A 20700-nucleotide genomic window follows, 5' to 3' on the forward strand; every position below is an offset into this window, starting at 1 on the left:
CAACCTGCGCAGCGGCGTGCACGCGCAATGCGCGCGCCGCGCGATCGCGTGGAATTGGGAAACGGGAGAGCAGAAACGGTCACGGGACATCGGCACGGCTCACGGCGCGGACGCCGCCATCGGGATCAACCGGCGATGATAGCCGAGCGCCTCAGCGGCTGCCGCCGGCCACGGTGCTGGCCGCTTCGGCCTCGGCCTGCGCGCGCGCGGCGAACAGCGTGCCCGGCGGCGGCTGGCGGGTGAAGAAGGTATTGACCCCGTCCAGCACCGCGCCAGCCAGGCGTCGCTGGTAACCCGGATCGGTCAGCCGGCGCTCTTCGTCCGGATTGGAGATGAAGGCGGTCTCGACCAGCATCGCCGGTATGTCCGAGGTGCGCAGCACCGCGAAGTTGGCGCGCTCCAGCTCCGGCTTGTGGTTGTTGCCGATCCGCTTGAGCCCGCCCAGCACGTGCCCGGCGGCGTCTTCGGAGGCCTTCATGTGCCCGCTCTGAGCCAGGTCCAGCAATACGCTGGCCAGGGTGCTGTCGGTCTTCTGCAGGCGCACGCCGCCGACCAGGTCGGCCGCGTTTTCCTTGTCCGCCAGCCAGCGCGCGCGCTGCGAGGAAGCGCCCTTGGTCGACAGCACGTAGACCGAGGAACCGGTCGCGCTACGGTTCTCGGCGGCGTCGGCGTGGATCGAGATGAAGATGTCGGCCTTGGCCGCACGCGCCTTCTGCGCGCGCATCGGCAGCGGGATGAATACGTCGCTGTCGCGGGTCATGTAGGCCTTCATGCCCGGCGTGGCGTTGATCTGCCGCGCCAGTTCGCGGCCGATCGCCAGGGTCACGTCCTTCTCGCGCTTGCCGGTCGGACCCATCGCGCCGGGATCCTGGCCGCCATGGCCAGGATCGATGGCCACGATCAACGGCCGCATGCCAGGCTTCATGCCCACCCGCGACGGCGCGCTCGGCATCACCGGGCGCGCTTCGGCAGCGGCGGCGACCGCCGCGTCGTCGATGCTGGCCGCCTCGGGCCGATCGGGCATCGGCGCTGGCGCGACGGCATCCTGCTGCACAGGCACGGCGGCGCCGACCGACGCGGACGCGGACGCGGATGCGGTCGGCGCCATCGAGGTAACGGAGCTGCCGGGCGCAGCGGCCGGGGCCGGCACGACGCCCGGGCGAGCCGCCGCCGTCGTCGTCGCTGCTTGTACTGGTGTCGGCGGTGGCGCTGCGCGTTGCAGCACCGACGAGGTCAGGGCCGCGGTCGCGCGCGCCGCTTCATGGCGCGGATCCGGCGTCGGCTTGGGTTCGACCGCCGCCGCGGTGGGCGCCGCGGACGCCGTCGGCGCGGGGGTTGCCGCGCCATTGCCGGCGCTGGTCAGCGGCTTGGCCGACAACGTATCGCCCGGCCATTCGATCACCAGCACCGAACTGCCGGCCACGGTCTGCATCTGCGGCTTGAACGCCACCACCGGGCTGCTCAGGTCGAACACGATACGTAAGGTGCCCGGGACCGGATGACCGGTGCGCACCGCCGTGACCACGCCGTTGCCCGCAGGCAGCTTCAGACCCTGCGCGGCAGAGGATTCGGGCAGATCGACGACCAGCCGATTGGGGTTGGACAGGGTCAGCGTGGTGAAGCCGCCGCTGCCCTGCAGCCGGATCTCGGCACGGGTGCCGGTGGCGCCGTTGCCAACCGACACCGTCTGCACCTGGCCCGCAAACGCCGATTGCGCCGCCAGGCACCAGCCTGCGGCGATAACGGAACAAGCGAAAAAATGGATCCCCAGGCGCATGGGGGCGATTCAAGCATCACCGGGAGATAAACACAAGCGGTTTTCCCTTAATAATCCATAACCTGCTTGCACTTCCTAGTGTCAGCCGGCAGAAAAACCCCGCAAGTCACCGCGTGTGGCCATCCGCGACAACCAAGCCGCACCCACCGCCGTGCCGGCCTGCAATTGCACTGCGCGCCCCGCGTCCTGCAACGCCAGCGCGACCACCAGGTCGGCCGGCGGCAGCAGATCGCCGCCGCGTTCGGGCCACTCCACCAGCCACAACGTCGCCGCGGCCTCGTCCAGCCCCAGGAAATCCAGCTCGCCGGCAGCGCCGATGCGGTACAGGTCCAGGTGCCAGGCTTCGCCATCGGCCAGCGGATAGCGCTCGACCAGGGTGTAGGTCGGGCTGCGGATCGCACCCTGCACGCCCAACGCGCGCAGCAGCGCCCGCGCCAGAGTCGACTTGCCGGCTCCCAGATCGCCGTGCAGGTGCAGCGTCGCCTGCGCCGGGCGGGTGGCGGCCAGCGCCTGGCCGAGGCGCTCGGTGGCGTCGCTGTCTTCCAGGTAGAGCCGCATCATCGCCTTGTTTCCGAATTGGCCAGGTGGCGCAGCACGGGCAGCAAATCGGAGGGCAGCAGGCCACGCTGGCCTTCGGTGGCGGCGCAATCGCCGGCCGCCGCATGCAGCAACGCGCCGACGCTGGCCGCCTCGAAGGCGGCCAGGCCTTGCGCGCGCAGCGCCGCGATCACACCGGTCAGCAGGTCGCCCATGCCGCCGACCGCCATGCCGGGATTGCCGGCGGCGATCACCCGCGGGACCTCTCCCGGCGCGGCGACAATGCTGCCGGCGCCTTTCAGCACCACCGCCGCCTGGTAGCGCTCGGCCAGCGCCGCGGCGGCGGCGAAACGGTCGCGCTGCACCTCGGCGGTGGCGATGCCGAGCAGACGCCCGGCCTCGCCCGGATGCGGGGTCAGCACCGCGTCCGGCAGCGCACGCGGCGCCTGCGCCTGCGCCAGCAGGTTCAGCGCATCGGCATCGATCACCGCCGGTAATTCGGCGGCCAGTGTCAGCCGCCACAACCCTTGCGCCCATTCGTCCTGACCAAGTCCCGGACCGAGCGCGACCACGCTGGCCCTGCGCAACAGCGGTGCCAGTGCGGCGCCGTCCTCGACCGCATGCGTCATCGCCTCCGGACAACGCGCCAGCAGCGGCGCAACATGCGCGTCGCGAGTCGCCACGCTGACCAGGCCGGCACCGCTGCGCAATGCCGCTTCGGCAGTGAGCATGACCGCACCGCCGCTGCCGAAGTTGCCGCCGATGCACAGCACGTGCCCGGAATCGCCCTTGTGGCTGTCGCGCCGGCGTGGCGCCAGGCGCGCGGCCAGCGCCGCGCCGGTCCAGGCCTGCGCCTGCGCCACGCAGCCGTCGAACGCGGCGGCCGGCACCTCCAGCGTCGCCAGCGCGGTAGCGCCGACCTGGTTCAGCGCCGCCCCGGTGTACAACCCGGCGTGGGCGACGATGAATTGCACGGTCAGCGTCGCCGGCAATACCGCACCGGGCACGCTGCCGTGTTCGGCATCCACACCGCTGGGCACGTCCAGCGCCAGCACCGGCGCGCCGAGTCCGGCAAGCGCGCCGAGCAAGGCGGCCAGTTCGGCGTCGGGCGCGCGGTTGAGACCGATGCCGAGCAGCGCATCGACGACAACGTCGGCCCCCGCCAGCGCCGCATCGAACACCTCGATGCGACCGCCGACGCCGATGTAGTCGGTGCAGGCGCGCTGCGCCAACGCCGATTGCGGGCCGGACAACTGCAGCACGCGCACGTGGCGACCGGCGCAATGCGCGAGCCGTGCCAACACATAGCCGTCGCCACCGTTGTTGCCGCTGCCGCAGGCCACCAGGATGCGCTGCGCCTGCGGCCAATGCTGCAGCAGCGTTTGCCAGGCGGCCTGGCCGGCGCGCTGCATCAGAGTGTAGCCATCGCCGCCAAGCAAGGCCGTGGCCTGCGCATCGATGCGCCGCGCGGCGGCGGTGTCGTAGAGATCGAACGAGTCGGACATGCGCCAGATTCTATACTTGCTCCATGTCCAGCAGCGCCGCCCACGCCGACCTCCATGCCGCCGCTGCGCGCATCCGCGCGCTGGCGCACGAGTTCGGCTTCCAGCGCTGCGGCATCGCCGGCATCGAACTGCAACAGGACGAAGCGCATCTGCGCGACTGGCTGGCGCAAGGCCTGTACGGCACGATGCAATGGATGGCGCAGCACGGCGACAAGCGCGCGCGTCCGGCCGAATTGATTCCAGGCACGCTGCGGGTGATCTCGGTCGGCCTGGACTACGGGCGCAACGACGACGATTCGGCCTGGGACACATTGCGCGACGGCGAACGCGCTTACGTCGCCCGCTATGCGCTGGGCCGCGACTACCACAAGCTGATGCGCAACCGCCTGCAGAAGCTGGCCGGGCGCATCCAGGCCGAGATCGGCCCGTTCGGCCATCGCGTGTTCGTCGATTCGGCGCCAGTGCTGGAGCGCGCCCTGGCGCGCGACGCCGGCCTGGGCTGGATCGGCAAGCACACCTGCCTGATCGACCGCAACGGCGGCTCCTGGTTCTTCCTCGGCGAAATCTACGTCGACCTGCCGCTGCCGATCGATCCGCCGGCCAGCGCGCACTGCGGCACCTGCACGCGCTGCATCGACGTGTGCCCGACCCAGGCGATCGTCGCGCCATACCGACTGGACGCGCGCCGCTGCATCGCCTACCTCACCATCGAGCACGAGGGCGCGATTCCCGAGGAACTGCGCCCGGCGATCGGCAACCGCATCTTCGGCTGCGACGACTGCCAGCTGGTGTGCCCCTGGAACAAGTTCGCCAAGCGCAGCGACGAACCCGACTTCCACGCCCGCAACGATCTCGACCGGGCCACGCTGGCGCAGCTGTTCGCCTGGGACGAGGACGAGTTCCTGCGCCGCACCGAAGGCAGCGCGATCCGCCGCAGCGGCCACGAACGCTGGCTGCGCAACCTGGCGGTGGCGCTGGGCAACGCACCGACCACGCCGCAGGTGCTGGCCGCGCTCGGCGCGCGCGCGCAACATGGCTCGCCGCTGGTGCGCGAGCACGTGCAATGGGCGCTGGCGCAACATGCCGGGCAGACCGGCGCGGACAACGCCGCAGCGCCGCCACCGCCCGCTCACGGCGGCATGCGAGGATAGGCGACCCGCACGCCCACGCACCGCCCGCATGCCCGATCGCGACGACCAGATCCTCAGCCCCAGCCAGCTCAACACGCTGGCGCGCGACCTGCTGGAAAGCGCGTTCCCGCTGGCCTGGGTGGAAGGCGAGCTGGGCAACGTCACCCGGCCCTCGTCCGGGCATCTGTACTTCACCTTGAAGGACGCGCGCGCGCAGGTGCGCTGCGCGATGTTCAAGCCGAAGAGCCAGTGGCTGAAGTTCGTTCCGCGCGAAGGCCTGCGCGTGCTCGCGCGCGGCCGGCTGACCCTGTACGAGGCGCGCGGCGACTACCAACTGGTGCTGGATCACCTGGAGGAAGCCGGCGAAGGCGCGCTGCGCCGCGCGTTCGAGGAACTCAAGGCCAGGCTCGCCGCCGAGGGCCTGTTCGCCAGCGAGCGCAAGCGGGCCCTGCCCGCCTTCGTGCGCCGCCTGGCGGTGATCACCTCGCCCAGCGGCGCGGCGGTGCGCGACGTGATGAGCGTGCTCGGCCGGCGCATGCCGCTGCTGCAGGTGGACATCCTGCCGAGCCTGGTGCAGGGCGACAGCGCCGCCGCGCAGCTGACCTCGCTGCTGCAGCGCGCCGACGCCAGCGGCCGCTACGACGCGATCCTGCTGACCCGCGGCGGCGGCTCGCTGGAAGACCTGTGGGCGTTCAACGACGAACGCCTGGCGCGGGCCATCGCCGCCGCGACCACGCCGGTGGTGTCGGCAGTCGGCCACGAGACCGACGTGACCCTGGCCGACTTCGCCGCCGATCTGCGCGCGCCGACCCCCTCGGTCGCCGCGGAACTGCTCACCCCAGACCAGCGCGACCTCGCCGTGCGCCTGCGCGGCCAGCATGCGGTGCTGCTGCAGTGGCAGCAGCACCGCATGCGCCAGGCGATGCAACGCGCAGACCGCGCCTGGCTGCGGCTGCAGGCCCAGAGTCCGCAGGCGCAACTGCAATTGCTGCGGCGCCGCCAACAGGACGCCGCGCGCCGCTTGCTAGCGCTGTGGCGGCAGCAGCACGAACGCCGCGGCGCGCGCTTGCGCCACGCCGCGGCGGTCCTGCGCGCGGCCCAGCCGCAACGGCGCCTGACCGCACTGCGCGAGCGCCTGCTCGCGCTCGGCAGGCGCCCGCAGGCGGCGATGGCGCGGCAACTGCAGGCCGACACGCAGCGCCTGCGCGCCCTGGCCCGCGCGCTGGAGACGGTCAGCCCGCTGGCCACGGTGACCCGCGGCTACGCGATCCTGACCCGGGTCGACGACGGCACGCTGGTGCGCTCGACCGCGCAGCTCGCGCCCGGCGACCGCGTGCGCGCGCGGCTTGCCGATGGCGAGGTGACGCTGCGTACAGAATAAATGCGGTACACCTGCACGCCGTCACGCATGGTCAGCGCATCCGCATGTCGTTGCCCACCTCCAACGAACAACGTATCAAGGCGGTGCTGGATGGCATGCGCCGTGCCGAGCGCGCCAGAGCCGGCCAACTGGCACGCTCGACCAACCTGCTGTCGCTGATCGACGGTGCCTCCTACGACTCCACCGCAGACGCGCAGCGCGTGATCGACTGGCTGGCACGCGATGCGGACACGCTCGCGCACTTGCGCAAGAGCACCTGCTCGATGTCGGCGAGATGATCTGCGTGATCTGGAACGGCTGCGGAGGCGACCGTGCCGCGCTGTCGCAGTGGCTCAACAGCAGCCACGCGCAGTTGGGCGGACTACGCCGCGCCAGCTGCTGATGGAAGGCGCCAGCGCGCGACTGCTCGACGCGGCCCGCGTCTGCTTCCCCGGTTAGCGGCACCGCGCCGCGCGTGCATGCATGCAGACCGGCGGGCGGTTCAGTCCAGCGGCGCGACAACCAATAATGGATCCAGGTCGTAGCCCATCGCCGTTGCCCTGGCCTTGATCTGCTCGAACAGCGCGCGCGGCATCCGTGGCGAACGCGACAGCACCCACAGGTACTTGCGTCCCGGCTCGCCGATCAACACCCACTGATACTCCGGGTCCAGCGCGATCACCCAGTAATCGGCCCACACCAGCGGCACCCACGCCAGCCAATCCGGCGCGAACCGCACCTGCAGCCGCCCAGGATGGCCGGCCACCCGGCGCGCCACGCCCTCGGCCGCAAGCAGGTCGCCCTTGCCGGTGCGGCAGACATTGCGCACGCCCACCAACCCGTCGTCGCGCAGCACGTAGGCGGCGGTGATGTCGGCGACGCACTTCTTCTGGAACGACACCGGCAAGTGCGCGATTTCGTGCCATTGCCCGGCGTAGCGGCCGAGATCGAACTCGGCGACCGAGCGCACCGGCTGCGCGGCTCGCGCCTGCTGCGCCAGGCACAGCAGGCAGGCCAGCAGCACCGCGATCGATGGATGACGCATGCGAGCGGTCCTGCAAATAAAGATGAAGACCAGCCTTATGCAGCAGCAGCACGGCGATGTAAAGCGAGTCCTGTGGACAACGGACGGTGTGGCGGCATGCCATGACAGCCGCCGGCCCGGCCGTTACGACAGGCCAGCATTACGCGAACAAGCAAGAGCGCTTCGCCCGTAACGGGCGAAGCGCGGCGGCAGTGCTTGCAACGCGGCTCACCCGGCTGGGCACGCCGCACCTGGCGCAACAGGCGTTGACCGTTGCGGCGGCAATCGACGAAGAGGAGGAAACCGCCAACGTGCCAGGCAGACGCCTGCTAGTTGGACATGTGGGCCACGGCAAGATCCTGGGCCTGGTTGCCGCTACTGCATTCCACAGGCTCGCGCAGAATGACCTGCTGGGCGACACCGTCGCGCTGCTCCAGATACACGTTGACCATCACGCATTCGGAGCCGACCTGCTCGATATAAGGCGCGCCTGGATTGAGACCGCCCTGATAGGAACTGACATCCGGCTTGCTCGCCGTCGGCGCGGCGCTGGCACCAGTGGCCACCGCCAATAAAAGGGCCAGTACACATCGCCGCGTGAAGTCACCGTGCATTAGCCCACTCGCAGATTAACCATGTGCTGATGATTACGACATCCGCGCCACATAGTTGAGCGCTAGATCCCGGTAAAGCTCAGATCAATGCTTTTGTCTACGAACGTAAACACGATCACAGGCGCCGGCGATAGCACGAAAAGGCCATCCAAAATGCGGAAGTAGGCACACACCACGATAACAGCAATGGCCCGTCACAGTTCCGGCATCCCGTTTACGCATCGCACCACGGATCGGTGCAAATTCGCTGCAAGCCGAAAAAAGAGAAAGGCTCTACATCGCTGTAGAGCCTTACGTATGTATGGTGGCCGAGGACGGAATCGAACCGCCGACACGGGGATTTTCAATCCCCTGCTCTACCAACTGAGCTACTCGGCCACTGCGCAACGCGGCAGGACCGGTGCGGGGACGCGCATCATAGCGATGCGCTCGGGATTGGGCAAGTGTGGCATGCGAATTTCCCTACCGGCCAGCATGGCTAGCACCGACTGCGCCAGGCGGCCCAGCCGCGCATGCTGATGGCGTCCTCGGCAGCCTGGCCCATCGGATGCCACTGGCGATGGCCATGGTCCAGGCAGCCACTGGCCGCGCGACGCAGCCAGCGCATCGTCGTGGCCGCTGCGCCGATGACATTGTCGGCACAGGCGTCCGATCCGGACACCTGACCAGCGCCAGCATCGTTGTGTCCCGCAAGTCGGTCACGTCCCACAGACCCCGGCCACCACCGACCCACGGGAAGGCAAGGTGAATGGGCGCGGAGGCCGGCATAGTCGCGCAGCGGCGCGTGAACTCGGTGCGGGCGGGCGGGCCGGACACAGCTGCGACAACGGTACGCCGGCGACACGATGCCGCGGCCTGGCTGGACCCACGCAAGCCGCAGCTGGACGGCAACGCGGGCGTGCATGTCCAGCGGGGCGCTGGCCGCACGCCGGCTACGCTGGCGCCGTAGTATTCTTCGCCGGTCTTCACATCCTGGAATCCGGTCATGCGTCAGCGGCTCCGCTGCGGCTTGCTCGTGTTGTGCACTGCACTGCTGGCCGCCTGCGGCGACGGCATAGTGCGCCGCGTGTCCGACCCCGCGGCCAGCCTGCAGCAGCTCACGGTTAACATGGACGGCAGCTGGAAGGTGGAACTGCGTCTGCAGAACTACAGCAGCGTCCCGATGCGCTACGACCGCGTGCGCCTGGACCTGGGTGTGGGCGGCGAAGCCGCCGGGACCCTGCAGCTCGCGCCCGCGATCTCGATCGGACCGGAAACCGCGGACGTGGTCAGCGTCGCGCTGCGCCCGAGTTCGGCCGCACGCATCGCCGTCGCCGATGCGCTGGCCGGCCGCCGCAGCCTCGACTACACGCTCAAGGGCAGCATCGACGCCACGCCGGAAGAGAAAAAGCAGCGCAACTTCGAGATCGACACGCGCAACATGCTCACCCCTGCCCCCGGCCTGGACGGCGTCCTGCGCTAGCTGCAAGCACCGCGCCGACATGGCGCGATTGCATGCTCGCTGCGTACGCTCTTTGCGATCTTGGGCAGCAGCAAGGCCGTACCTGCCGATCGGCACTGCACCACGTTACCGCCGCTGCCTTGTCGAACGCCGCCTCGGATGTCATCCCATCCCGTGCAGCGTGGACGTGCATGAGACAAGCAAGAAAGCGCATGTGGGCATCTGTCCACGCGGCCCGACCACTCCGCCAGCAAGCGCGGCCCGACCGCTGGAACCCGGCAGGCCAGCTGCCGCGGCGGCGTGGAGCGACCTGACCCCGATCAGGCGCAACCCGCTGGCGATCGACGCGGCTTACTCGGCACGCGATGCCGCGCCCAGCGTGCTGTCGTCGGCGACCGGCAGCGTCAACGCTCGCATCGCCATGTCCAACGCAACAAACGCTGAGGCGACAGCGTTCAGCCATCGTTACCGCGCTTTAATACACAAATATAATATATATAAATGCCGCACCAGTCATGAGCCGCTTCGCCGCCACCGAGCAGCGCCTGGATGTCACCGACCGCAAGCATCCGGGCTTCCCCCCCGCGACGCGGCCACGGTGGTGCGCCTGATCAAGCTGCTGCACAAGCTGATCCTGGACCAGGGCAACGACATGCTGCGCGCCTATGGCCTGAACTACTCCGAATACACCGTGCTGATGATGATCGACGCCAGCCCGGACGGGACCTTGAGTCCATCGCAACTGAGCGATGCGGCCAGCGAGGAATCGGCCAACATCACCCGCCTGAGCAGTCATCTGATCGACAAGCGCATGATCCAGCGCGTCGCCAGTGCCGAGGACCGGCGCGTGTTGCTGCTGTGCCTGATCGCCGCCTTCATGCCCGACGTGCTTGCGCAGCTCAGCGGTTACACGCAGCAGTTGCAAAGCGCCGAACTGGCGCAGCTGGAAACCTTGCTGAAGAAATTGCTGCGCAGCGTGGAAGGCGACGCACGAGCGCACAGGGCGCCAATGTCAATGTCAATGTCAGTGCCAGCGCGCATGCCGCAGCGCCGCCACAACGGTTACGGATGCGCACGCTGCTGGCCGACGTCCTGTGTGGCGAAGGCGAGGCCTGGCTGTTCGTGTTGCGCACACTGCTGTCGATCTACCTCGCCGGCTGGATCGCACTGCGCCTTGATCTGTCCTCGCCGATGACCGCAATGATCACCGTGGTGGTGGTGATGCACCGGCAGACCGGCATGGTCTTCGCCAAGGGCTTCTATCGCGTGCTGGGCACGCTGATCGGCAGCGTCGCCGCGCTGGCGATGGTGGCGCTGTTCCCGCAGGAACCGGTGCTGTTCGTGCTGGTACTGGCGATCTGGATCGGCCTGTGCACCGGCGGCGCGCTGCTGTACCGCAATTTCAAGGCATACGCCTTCGTGCTGTCCGGCTACAGCGTGGCGCTAATCGCGCTGTCGGCGGTGGACCAGCCGCAGAACGTGTTCGCGCTGGTCACCGCACGCGTTACCGAAGTGCTGCTGGGGCTGCTGGTGACCGGCGTGATCAGCGACGTGGTGTTTCCCAACCGCCTGCGCCAGACCCTGCGCGATACCGTGCGCCGTGGCCTACGACGGCTTCCTGGATTTCGTCCGTGACGCCAGCGGCGGGCAGCTGTCACGCGCGTCGATGGAACAGGCGCACCTGCGCTTCGTCCGCGACGCGGTGGAGATCGAGGACCTGCGCAGCTCGGTGGTGTTCGAGGACCCGGAAGCGCGCGTGCGCAGCGGCCGCCTGCGCCTGCTCAACCTGCGCTTCATGGCGGTGTCCACCAGCTTCCAGTCGCTGCACCGCTACATCAACCGGCTGCTGCGCCAGACCGAGGGCGATGTCGCCGCGGCGCTGATCGGCCTGTACCGGCCACTGCAGGCGGCGCTGAGTGAACGCGGCGGCCGCGAGCGCACTGCCGAAATCGCACGCCGCCTGGCAGCGTGCCGCACTGCGCTGACGCCGCGTGCCGCCGCCGTGCGCGACACCCTCCCGGGCGCGTGCCACGAGGATTTCGATACCGGCGTGTCGCTGCTGCAGCGTTTCTTCGGCGAGCTGCACGAGTACGGCGCCGCGGAGGCCGCGCTGGTCGCCCCGCAGCAGTGGCGCACGCCGCAGGCCCGCGGCGACACGGCCGTGTTCCTGCGTGGCAACGACTATGCGGCGGAGGCGCTGACCGCACTGCGCAGCGCACTGCTGGTGGCGGCGATGTGCTGGCTATGGATCCAGACCGGCTGGATCAGCGGCGCCACCGCGGTGCTCCAGGCGGTGGCGCTGAGCGCGATCCTGTCGTCCAGCGCCAACGCGCCGGCGGCGGCGCGCTCGCTGTTCAAGGGGTTCGTGTTCGGCGCCGCGCTGGGCGCAATCTGCCAGTTGCTGGCGCTGGTGCGCGACGACGCGATGTGGATCTACGGCTATTTCGAGGAAACCAAGCTGCCGCGGGTGCACGTCGGCGATCGCGCCGACATCCGCCTGATGAGCGGCGCGGTGCTGCTGCACGGCAAGGTCGAAGGCATCGCCCGCGGCATCGCCGACAGCGACAACCCGACCAGCGCGTCACTGCTCGCCGACGTCAGCCCCACCTTCATCTGGATCCGCCTGGCGCAACGGGTGCCGGTGCGGATGCGCATCGATCCGGCCAGCGTGCCGCCGAATACGATCCTGGCCGCCGGCATGACCGCGACGGTGACGGTGCGTCAGGGGCGGTGATTGGGGATGACCGGCCTGCGGCCGTTGTGAAGCGCTCCGTGGATTGGGGATTTGCAAAAGCCAATGGCGAGCCTCCGATCCATCCACTCCGCGCAACGGCCGTTACGAATCCCGAATTCCGAATCTCCAAACCCAGCCCCACATCCATACGCCGTAGTATCCTGCTCACCTCGGCCGCGCCGCGGCTTCTGTTCGAGCGACCGCATGAGCACCTACCAAGCCCCGCTGACCGACCTGCGCTTCGCGCTGCACGACGTGCTGCAAGTGGAGGCATTGTTCGCCCGCCTGGGCTATGCCGAGGCCACCACCGACGTGGTCGATGCCGTGCTGGAGGAAGCTGCGCGCTTCACCAGCAGCGTGCTGGCGCCGCTGAACCGGCTCGGCGACGAGCATGGCTGCACGCTGGATACGGCCACCGGCGCGGTCACCACCGCGCCCGGTTTCCGCGAGGCCTACCGGCAGTTCGCCGAGGGCGGCTGGACCGGGCTGACCGCGGCCACCGAGTTCGGCGGCCAGGGCCTGCCGCATACGCTGGGCGTACCGCTGAACGAAATGGTCAACGCCGCCAACCTGGCCTGGGGCAACTTCCCGCTGCTGTCGCATGGCGCGGTCGAGGCACTGAAGCAGCACGGCGAGGCCTGGCAGCAGGAGGTGTTCCTGAGGCCTTTGGTGGACGGACGCTGGACCGGCACCATGTGCCTGACCGAGCCGCACTGCGGTACCGACCTGGGCCTGCTCAAGACCCGCGCCGAACCGAATGTCGACGGCAGTTGGTCGGTCAGCGGCACCAAGATCTTCATCACCGCCGGCGAGCACGACTTCACCGACAACATCGTGCACCTGGTGCTGGGGCGGCTGCCGGATGCGCCGGCCGGGGCCAAGGGCATCTCGCTGCTGGTGGTGCCCAAGTTCAAGGTCGCCCGCGACGGCAGCGTCGGCGAACGCAACGCGGTGCGCTGCGGCTCGCTGGAGCACAAGATGGGCATCCACGGCTCGGCCACCTGCGTGATGAACTTCGACGGCGCGCAGGGCTATCTGATCGGCCAGCCGCACAAGGGCCTGCAGGCCATGTTTACGATGATGAACACGGCGCGACTGGGCGTCGGCCTGCAAGGCATCGGCCTGTCCGAGCGCGCCTATCAGAACGCGCTGCGCTATGCGCGCGAGCGCCTGCAGTCGCGCTCGCTGACCGGCGCCACGCTGCCGGACAAGCCGGCCGACCCGATCCTGGTGCACCCGGACGTGCGCCGCATGCTGCTGACGGTGAAGGCACTGACAGAAGGCAGCCGCCTGCTGGCGCTGCACGCCGCAACCCTGATCGATATCGCCCACCATGCGCAGGATCCGGCCGAACGCCAGCAGGCCGACGTGCTGGTCAGTTTCCTGACCCCGATCTCCAAAGCCTGCCAGACCGAATGGGGCGTGGAGAACACCTACCACGCGCTGCAGTGCTTCGGTGGCCACGGCTACATCCACGAGCACGGCATGGAACAGCTGGCGCGCGACGCCCGCATTACCACGCTTTACGAAGGCACCACCGGCATCCAGGCGCTGGACCTGATCGGACGCAAGACCGCGTCCAGCCAGGGCGCAGGACTGAAGCTGTTCCTGGCGCAGATCGAGGCCTTCGCCGCCGAGCATGCGGACAACCCGGCGGTGGCAGAGTTCATTGGCCCGCTGCGCGCGAAGGCCGGCGAATGGGCGGCGCTGACCAAGCGGATCCTACAGCGCGCCGCAGGCAACGCCGACGAACTGGGCGCGGCCAGCTACGACTACGTATTCTATTCCGGCTACGTAGTGCTGGCCTACTGGTGGGCGCGCAGCGTCGCCGCCGCGGATGCATCGGCGCGCAGCGAAGCGTTCAAGCAGTCCAAGCGCGAAACTGCGCGCTTCTACTACGCCAGGCTCCTGCCGCGCACGCTGACCCACGCCGCGGTGATCGAGGCCGGCGCCGAACCGCTGATGGCGATGGCCGACGCGCACTTCTGAACAGCGCACGCGCCGCGACCGGCGGCGCAACGCGCCGGTCGCGCGGATCGGTCCTGCTTCGATACACAAATCGTCAACAATCGGGTATAAGCTGTTTTCCCGATGGAGACAGACACAACAACGATTGGTCTGATCGATACCGGAGCCTTCGCCGCTTCGGCCGGCGGCGCGTCCTTGCCGCCTCCCCCTGTTCACGCCCATCTGCCCTCGGTACGACTGCTGTCGCTGGATGCGCATGGCCGGGTGTTGGACTGGATCAACTGGCAATCGGCCGCCTGCCTGTATGCGCGCGACGCGGTGGCCTGGACCCTGGGCGAGCCGTGCATGCACATCCACGGCGGCATGTCGCGCTCTAGCGGCGAGCGCAGCGTGTTGCACCTGCATCCGATCATCGCCGCACGCGGCCATGCCCGCTCGCGTGCGCTCGATCCCACCTCGACCCTGACCAATACTGCACTGTTCGCCCGCGACGCGCAGCTATGCCTTTACTGCGGCCAGCAGTTCGGCCGCCCGCAACTGACCCGCGACCATGTGCTGCCGGTGTCCAAGGGCGGCCGCGACACCTGGGAGAACGTGGTCACCGCGTGTTTCCACTGCAATTCGCGCAAGGGCAACCGCACCCCGCAGCAGGCGTCGATGCCGCTGCTGGCAGTCCCGTACCGGCCGAGCTGGATCGAGCACTTGATCCTGTCCAACCGCAACATCCTCGCCGACCAGATGTCGTTCCTGAAGGCGCAATTGCCCAAGCGTTCCAAGCTGTCGCTCTGAACCGCACGCCGCCTGACACTGCGACGGATTGCCGCACCTCCTTTCCAGCCTGGCCCGCGCCCGCGCGCAACTGAACGGGTTGCTTGCCCGTGCCCGGAATGGGGAGGAAAATGGACGGTCCGCTGAACCCGAATCCCGATGATCGACCCCACCCGCTATCCGCGCCTTGCGCGCATCCAGATCCCCGCCGAACTGCGCCGCTTCGAGGAGTCGGAGCTGCCGGCGGTCGCGGAGGAACTGCGCGCCTACCTGATCGAGTGCGTCGGCAAGAGCGGCGGCCATTTCGGCGCCGGACTGGGCGTGATCGAGCTGACCGTGGCCCTGCACTATCTGTACGACACCCCGGTCGATCGATTGGTGTGGGATGTCGGCCATCAGACCTATCCGCACAAGATCCTGACCGGGCGCCGCGACCAGATCCATTCGGTCAAGCAGGCGGGCGGCGTGGCGCCGTTTCCCAAGCGCGAGGAGAGCGAGTACGACACCTTCGGCGTCGGCCATTCCTCGACATCGATCTCCGCGGCGCTGGGCATGGCCATCGCGCTGCAGCGCGCCGGCGACGAGCGCAAGGTGGTGGCGGTCATCGGCGACGGCGCGATGACCGCCGGCATGGCCTACGAGGCACTGAATCACGCCGGCGGCATGGACCCGGAACCAAACCTGCTGGTGATCCTCAACGACAACCGCATGTCGATCTCCGAAGCGGTCGGCGGGGTCACCAAGATGCTCGGCCGGATGAGCGGCAGCAAGACCCTCAATGCGATCCGCGAGGGCGGCAAGAAGATCCTCGGCGACAAGAAGAGCAACCCAACCGCACGTTTCGTGCGCCGCTGGGAGGAGCATTGGAAAGGCATGTTCGTGCCGTCCACGCTGTTCGAGGAGATGGGCTTCCACTACACCGGACCGATCGACGGCCACGACCTGCCGGCGCTGATCGGCGCGCTTAAGACGCTGCAGACGCTGAAGGGGGCGCAGTTGCTGCACGTGATCACCACCAAGGGCAAGGGCTACGAGCTGGCCGAGGGCGACCAGATCGGCTACCACGCGGTCGGCCCGTTCGATCCCAGCAAGGGCCTGCTATCCAAGCCGGGCGCCAAGGCGCCGACCTATACCGACGTATTCGGCGACTGGATCTGCGACATGGCCGCGGCCGAACCGGCGCTGCTGGCGATCACACCGGCGATGCGCGAAGGCTCGGGCCTGGTGCGCTTCAGCAAGCAATACCCGCAGCGCTACTTCGACGTGGCGATCGCCGAGCAGCATGCAGTGACGCTGGCGGCGGGCATGGCCACGCAGGGCGCCAAGCCGGTGGTGGCGATCTACTCGACGTTCCTGCAACGCGGCTACGACCAGTTGGTGCACGACGTGGCAGTGCAGCAGCTCGACGTGCTGTTCGCGATCGACCGCGGCGGCGTGGTCGGCCCCGACGGCGCCACCCATGCCGGCAACCTGGACCTGAGCTTCCTGCGCTGCGTGCCGCACCTGGTGCTGATGGCCCCGGCCGACGAAGCCGAGTGCCGGCAGATGCTCAGCACCGGCCTGCGCCACGCCGGCCCGGCCGCGGTGCGCTATCCGCGCGGCACCGGTCCCGGCGTGGCGCCCGGCACCGTCCTGGACACGCTACCGATCGGCAAGGCGCAACTGCGCGTCCAAGGCGCCACGCTGGCGCTGCTTGCATTCGGATCGACCGTGGCCGCGGCCGAACAGGTCGGCCGCGAGCTCGGCCTGAGCGTGGTCAATATGCGCTTCGTCAAGCCGCTGGATCGCGCGCTGCTGCTAGAGCTTGCGCGCAGCCACGACGGCTTCGTGACCATCGAGGACAACGTGGTGGCCGGTGGCGCCGGCTCCGGCGTGGCCGAGCTGCTCAATGCCGAAGGCGTGCTGCGCCCGCTGCTGCACCTGGGTCTGCCCGACGAATTCCAGCACCACGCCAGCCGCGAGCAGTTGCTGGCCGAAGCCGGCATCGACGCCGCCGGCATCCGTGCTGCGATCCTGGCGCGCTGGCCGCAACTGGCGGCCGGCGCCAATCCGCCGCGCACCGCGGCCGGCTGAGCGCAATCCGCATTGGTGGTGCGGCATGTGCGGCGTCGCCAGGCCATCGGCGCGCCGCGCATCGCGCGCTCAAGGCGCGATCACCTCTTTTCCAGGCTGGCGTCGCGGCCCAGACAGCGTGCCTTTGGGCAGCGGCGACAGCGCGCCCAGGAGCCACAGCATGTGGTCGCCGCGGCGCACCTGCTACAGCCCCGTGCCTGGCTTGCGCCCGGTCACCAACAATGCACCCAGGTCGACAACCTGCGCCGCGGACGGTACCGCCAACACCAGCAATAGCGCCTCCCCGATGCCTCTCAACGCGTTCGCCAACGGCGTCGCAGCACTCCCCTGGGACATTGCGCGACACCGCAGATCGGCGCGGCGCCAGTGATGTTCAGCCTGCCAGCTTGGGCAGATACGCGACCAGCGGATCGGTGGCGGGCAGCAATTCGAAGCGTTCCCACAGGAATCCTGGCGTCACCACGCAGCGCACCAGGCTGTAGTCGTCCAGCGGCCGTGCCGCTTGCCAGCTGCCGGCCGGGATCACTACCGCGGGCAGGCCGCCGCGCTCGCTGGCGTCCATCCGGTAGCGCTGCAGGCCATGCTGCGGATCGAAGCTCAGCAAGTCCAGCGCGCCGCCCTCCTCCCATTGCCAGGTTTCGTCGGCATCGATCCGGTGCCAATCGCTGTACTCGCCGCGCACCAGCAGGAAGCGGATCGCAGTGCAGGCCGGGCGCGTGGTGCCCTCGTGCTGGACCTGCAACGCGGAGGTGTGCACGCGCGCATAGCGCCCGCCTTCCGGGTGCGGCAGCAGCGACAGGTCGCGCAACAAGGTGGCGATGCGGGTGGACGATTTCGTAGACATGGCGCAGTTTAGTGCCTGACGGCGGGCTTGGGCTAGACACCGAGGCGCCCGTCGCTCTGACTGCCGATGGACGCCAGCGGCCGCCCGCCGCCCGCGGCGGCTTAGCCCAGGCGCCGGCCGTTGCGCAGGCAGACGCCGAAGAACACCAGCAAGTCCCAGCTATAGCGCTTGAGCAGGCGTCGCGGTTCGCGCAACAAGCGGTACATCCACTCCATGTGCAACCGGCGCACCCAGGCCGGCGCGCGCTGGGCGTTGCCGGACAGGAAATCCAGCAGCGCGCCGACCCCGAACAGCAAGCGCGCATCCAGCTGCGCGGCATGCTCAAGGATCCAGCTTTCCTGCAGCGGATTGCCGAACGCCACCAACACCACGTCGGCGCCGCTGGCGTTGATGCGCTCGGCCAAAGCGGCGCCCGCGGCGGCGAACTCGGCATAGCCGTCGCAGGTCCCGACCACGTCCTGGCCCAGCGTCTGCCGCAGCGTCTGCGCAGCGGCCTGGGCCACGCCCGGACGCCCGCCCAGCAGGAAGAAGCGCAGCGGCCGCCGGCTGTGCCGGCACAGGTACGGAATCAGGTCGGTGCCGTTGAGGTTGCCGGCGAAACGGCGGCCATGCACCAGCAGCGCGCCCAGGTCCATGCCGATGCCGTCGTTGACGATGCTCACGCCCGGCGCGCGCAGCCGCGCGCGCAGCGCCTGGCACTGCACCACGAAGTTGGTGTTGGCGAAGAACACCATGCGCTGCTCGCCGTGCGCCTGCGCCTGGAACAACGCATGGGCGAACGCCGCTTCGGTGGTGCGCAGGATCGGATAGCCGCCCAGCGCCATCACCTCCCGGGGTTCGGCTTGCGGGTTACCAGAGGTCATGAGGGAAACTGTCCAACAGGCCGCGTTGCACGGCGTTCAGATCGAATGGGCGGTTGCCGCCCAGGGCCAGGCACTCCTCCACGCTGTGACCGGCATGCCACTGCATGCGCCCGGTGCCGTGGTCGTAGTCGTCGTACTTGAACCGATCCTCGCCGTTGCCCCAGTCCAGGTACACCGACGGCACGCCATAGGCTTCGGCCAGGATCAGGCCGTGCAAGGAACTGGAAACCACCAGTTCCGCGCCCAGCAATTGCCGCACGAACCCGGCCGGCTGACGGTTCGGCAGCACCAGCTGGTCCTTGTAGCACGCATATTTGTCCGACGGCTCGTTGAAGTGCGGCACGATCAGGAACGGCTGCCGCGCGGTCGGCGGCGCCAGCGATTCGCGCGTGAAGAACAGCGAGCATCAGCAGCCCGGGGTCGCCATAGATCTCCGGCACGTCCAGGCCGCGCTCGCGCAGGAACGCGCCGGTCCTGGGGCCACGCACGGAGCGCACGTCGAGCGTACGCAAGGTATGGCGGTCGGCGGAGATCTTGCAGTTGATGCCGCTGCCCCACACCGTCTCGCCATCGCTGGCGAAATGCAACACCGAGCCGATCGCGATCAGGCGCTTGCGCTTGTCGCGCTTGTCCAGCAGGGTCCGGTCACGTTGCCCAAGCACCTTGGACACCGTGATCTTGGACAGGCGATCGCCGACGTTGATCTCCCCGTTCTTCGGCTTCCACCAAAACAACGCATGGCGCTCTGCGTAATCGATCCATTTTTGCAATGCGAACAATGCAACACCCTCCTGTTGGTGCGCGCAAGGCGCTCGATGGCCAAATCGATCCTGGTCAGGCGGCATCGCTTGCGAAAAGCCGGGTTTCCGGATAGGCCGACGGATCCAGGACGCGGTCCGTGGTTTCGGACCAGCTCAGGCACTGGCGGTGGCGCACGTGCGGCGCCTGTAGCGCTTTCCCGATCGCCACCACGATCGAGGCTTCGTCGCCCGGCGTGTAGCCGAAGCGCGACTGGTAGCTCCCCACCACCGCGTTCGGGCACACCGCCGGCAAGCCGAAGAAATCGTACTGCAGCAGCTTCATCGAGCTGTCGGCCAGATACACCGGCACCTGCTCGGAGGCATACGGCGCGATGCCGAAGCGCGCGTGTTTGATGTAGCCGATGGTCTCGGCGTGCTTCATCTCGCCGTACACCACCACGTTGTCGCCGTAACCCGGTGCGCGGCCCATCCCCGATCCGATCACGTGGAAGGTGACCTGCGGGAAGGCGCGGCTGGCGACGACGAAGAATTCCGGATCGAACAGCATCGAGCCGACCGCCACCGCATGGATGCCCTCCCCGTACGGCGATGGATCGCCGAGCGTATCCAGGTTGTGGTCCACCCCATGCCCGACATGGAACACGTTATGGCGGCTGGAAATCTCCTCGGCCATCGCAGGCGACACCAGCGCGATCACGTCCAGGCTCGGCGCCACACGCGCGAACTCGCGCTCGATGTAGTCGGCGACGTTGATCGTGCTCAGGCCGTCAGAAGCGCGGTAGACCTTGCGCGCGGTCGGGTTGATGCGCGCCGCCAGTTCGATGAAGGCCACCGCGATGCCGCTTTCGAACACGATCACATCCGCCTCGCGCATCCAGCGCAGCAGCGTGGCCGGCGGCTTGGCGGCGTACAGTTTGAACATCAGGTCTTCCAGCGGCCGCAGCCAGGGCCGCCGCGTATTGAACGGGTGCAGCGGCGCGCGCCACAGGTAGCACTCCACGCCGTTGTGCTCGACCACACTGTTGGCGGTGGCGTCCAGCGGCAACCGCAGGTCGCCCTTGAGCCGCGACAGCAGGCTGTAGCGCAACGAGAAGAAGCGTGTGGTACCGCGCTTGGCCAGCTCGTCGGCGATGAAGTGGATATTGGCGCGGCGCGGCGTGCGGTAGTCGTGCGCGGACAGCACCAAGTAGCACGGCGGACGTCCGGCAAGAGCCGCCGCCGGTGCCGCGGCGAGCGTCGCCGACGCGGAAGAATCGCTCATGCCATCGCTCCTTTGCGGGAAGGGTGTTCGGAGAAAATCG

The 20700-nt window shown here is 68.7% G+C and carries 18 protein-coding genes, 1 tRNA gene and 1 pseudogene; 10 read left to right on the forward strand and 10 right to left on the reverse strand.

The genetic code is table 11. The annotated features are described in order from the left end of the window. Positions 1-151: 151 nt before the first annotated feature. The 3 genes from E4A48_RS08065 to E4A48_RS08075 all read right to left on the reverse strand — a co-directional run bounded on the left by E4A48_RS08065 (position 152) and on the right by E4A48_RS08075 (position 3819). Positions 152-1777 (reverse strand): N-acetylmuramoyl-L-alanine amidase, encoded by a 1626-nt coding sequence (locus E4A48_RS08065; RefSeq protein ID WP_142742195.1) that lies wholly within the window; start codon positions 1775-1777, stop codon positions 152-154. Between the two features lie 81 nt (positions 1778-1858). Continuing rightward, a complete protein-coding gene (tsaE, locus tag E4A48_RS08070) occupies positions 1859-2338 on the reverse strand; it encodes a tRNA (adenosine(37)-N6)-threonylcarbamoyltransferase complex ATPase subunit type 1 TsaE (protein WP_039004989.1) in 480 nt (159 codons plus the stop codon). Continuing rightward, a complete protein-coding gene (locus E4A48_RS08075; RefSeq protein ID WP_142742196.1) occupies positions 2335-3819 on the reverse strand; it encodes an NAD(P)H-hydrate dehydratase in 1485 nt (494 codons plus the stop codon). Before E4A48_RS08075 ends, tsaE begins: the two co-directional genes overlap by 4 nt. A gap of 23 nt (positions 3820-3842) precedes the next feature. Here E4A48_RS08075 and queG point away from each other — a divergent pair, with 23 nt between their 5' ends. Genes queG through E4A48_RS20995 form a run of 3 tightly spaced genes read left to right on the forward strand, consistent with a single transcriptional unit; the run spans position 3843 to position 6608 of the window. Then, the gene (queG, locus tag E4A48_RS08080; protein ID WP_142742197.1) at positions 3843-4970 is read left to right on the forward strand and encodes a tRNA epoxyqueuosine(34) reductase QueG; all 1128 of its coding nucleotides are present in this window, start codon (positions 3843-3845) and stop codon (positions 4968-4970) included. Between the two features lie 28 nt (positions 4971-4998). Further along, on the forward strand, positions 4999-6330 hold the full coding sequence (gene xseA / locus E4A48_RS08085) for an exodeoxyribonuclease VII large subunit (protein WP_039004987.1): 1332 nt from the start codon (positions 4999-5001) through the stop codon (positions 6328-6330). A 44-nt stretch (positions 6331-6374) separates the two neighbouring features. Next, on the forward strand, positions 6375-6608 hold the full coding sequence (locus E4A48_RS20995; RefSeq protein WP_260608091.1) for a hypothetical protein: 234 nt from the start codon (positions 6375-6377) through the stop codon (positions 6606-6608). Between the two features lie 203 nt (positions 6609-6811). Here E4A48_RS20995 and E4A48_RS08095 read toward each other — a convergent pair whose 3' ends face one another. The 3 genes from E4A48_RS08095 to E4A48_RS08105 form a co-directional block, all read right to left on the reverse strand. Further along, positions 6812-7354, reverse strand: coding sequence for a lipocalin family protein (locus E4A48_RS08095; RefSeq protein WP_039004986.1), 543 nt, complete (start codon positions 7352-7354; stop codon positions 6812-6814). Between the two features lie 308 nt (positions 7355-7662). Continuing rightward, positions 7663-7947, reverse strand: a complete 285-nt coding sequence (locus E4A48_RS08100; protein WP_230812465.1) for a hypothetical protein — start codon at positions 7945-7947, stop codon at positions 7663-7665. Between the two features lie 302 nt (positions 7948-8249). Further along, a tRNA-Phe gene (locus E4A48_RS08105) sits at positions 8250-8325 on the reverse strand. Positions 8326-8932: 607 nt separating this feature from the next. Between E4A48_RS08105 and E4A48_RS08110 the strand changes: the two genes are divergently transcribed. The 7 genes from E4A48_RS08110 to dxs all read left to right on the forward strand — a co-directional run bounded on the left by E4A48_RS08110 (position 8933) and on the right by dxs (position 16931). Beyond that, positions 8933-9409, forward strand: a complete 477-nt coding sequence (locus E4A48_RS08110; protein ID WP_039004984.1) for an LEA/WHy family protein — start codon at positions 8933-8935, stop codon at positions 9407-9409. Between the two features lie 160 nt (positions 9410-9569). Continuing rightward, positions 9570-10583 carry a MarR family winged helix-turn-helix transcriptional regulator gene (locus E4A48_RS21000; RefSeq protein ID WP_260608092.1) on the forward strand — a complete coding sequence of 338 codons (1014 nt, stop codon included), beginning with the start codon at positions 9570-9572 and terminating at the stop codon, positions 10581-10583. Next, the gene (locus E4A48_RS21005) at positions 10511-11023 is read left to right on the forward strand and encodes an FUSC family protein (protein WP_256056344.1); all 513 of its coding nucleotides are present in this window, start codon (positions 10511-10513) and stop codon (positions 11021-11023) included. The genes E4A48_RS21000 and E4A48_RS21005 overlap by 73 nt, the downstream gene beginning before the upstream one ends. Beyond that, entirely contained in the window at positions 10989-12122 is a 1134-nt protein-coding gene (locus tag E4A48_RS08125; protein WP_256056342.1) for an FUSC family protein, read from the forward strand. Before E4A48_RS21005 ends, E4A48_RS08125 begins: the two co-directional genes overlap by 35 nt. 204 nt (positions 12123-12326) lie before the next feature. Beyond that, entirely contained in the window at positions 12327-14111 is a 1785-nt protein-coding gene (locus tag E4A48_RS08130; protein WP_039004983.1) for an acyl-CoA dehydrogenase C-terminal domain-containing protein, read from the forward strand. Between the two features lie 102 nt (positions 14112-14213). Then, positions 14214-14879, forward strand: a complete 666-nt coding sequence (locus E4A48_RS08135) for an HNH endonuclease (protein WP_142742198.1) — start codon at positions 14214-14216, stop codon at positions 14877-14879. 138 nt (positions 14880-15017) lie between these two features. Next, positions 15018-16931: a 1-deoxy-D-xylulose-5-phosphate synthase gene (gene dxs / locus E4A48_RS08140; RefSeq protein WP_142742199.1), complete on the forward strand. Its 1914-nt coding sequence runs from the start codon at positions 15018-15020 to the stop codon at positions 16929-16931. Positions 16932-17304: 373 nt separating this feature from the next. Here dxs and E4A48_RS08150 read toward each other — a convergent pair whose 3' ends face one another. The 4 genes and pseudogenes from E4A48_RS08150 to E4A48_RS08165 form a co-directional block, all read right to left on the reverse strand. Further along, positions 17305-17775: a cupin domain-containing protein gene (locus E4A48_RS08150; RefSeq protein ID WP_039004979.1), complete on the reverse strand. Its 471-nt coding sequence runs from the start codon at positions 17773-17775 to the stop codon at positions 17305-17307. Positions 17776-17876: 101 nt separating this feature from the next. Beyond that, entirely contained in the window at positions 17877-18638 is a 762-nt protein-coding gene (locus tag E4A48_RS08155) for a WecB/TagA/CpsF family glycosyltransferase (protein WP_039004978.1), read from the reverse strand. Next, a pseudogene (locus tag E4A48_RS08160) lies at positions 18625-19417 on the reverse strand (polysaccharide pyruvyl transferase family protein). Before E4A48_RS08160 ends, E4A48_RS08155 begins: the two are co-directional and overlap by 14 nt. A 55-nt stretch (positions 19418-19472) precedes the next feature. Beyond that, complete coding sequence (locus E4A48_RS08165; protein WP_039004977.1) at positions 19473-20660, reverse strand: GumK N-terminal domain-containing glycosyltransferase; 1188 nt, start codon at positions 20658-20660, stop codon at positions 19473-19475. Between the last annotated feature and the right edge of the window lie 40 nt (positions 20661-20700).

The organism is Xanthomonas translucens pv. cerealis, from assembly GCF_006838285.1.
Classification (GTDB): Bacteria; Pseudomonadota; Gammaproteobacteria; order Xanthomonadales; family Xanthomonadaceae; genus Xanthomonas_A; species Xanthomonas_A cerealis.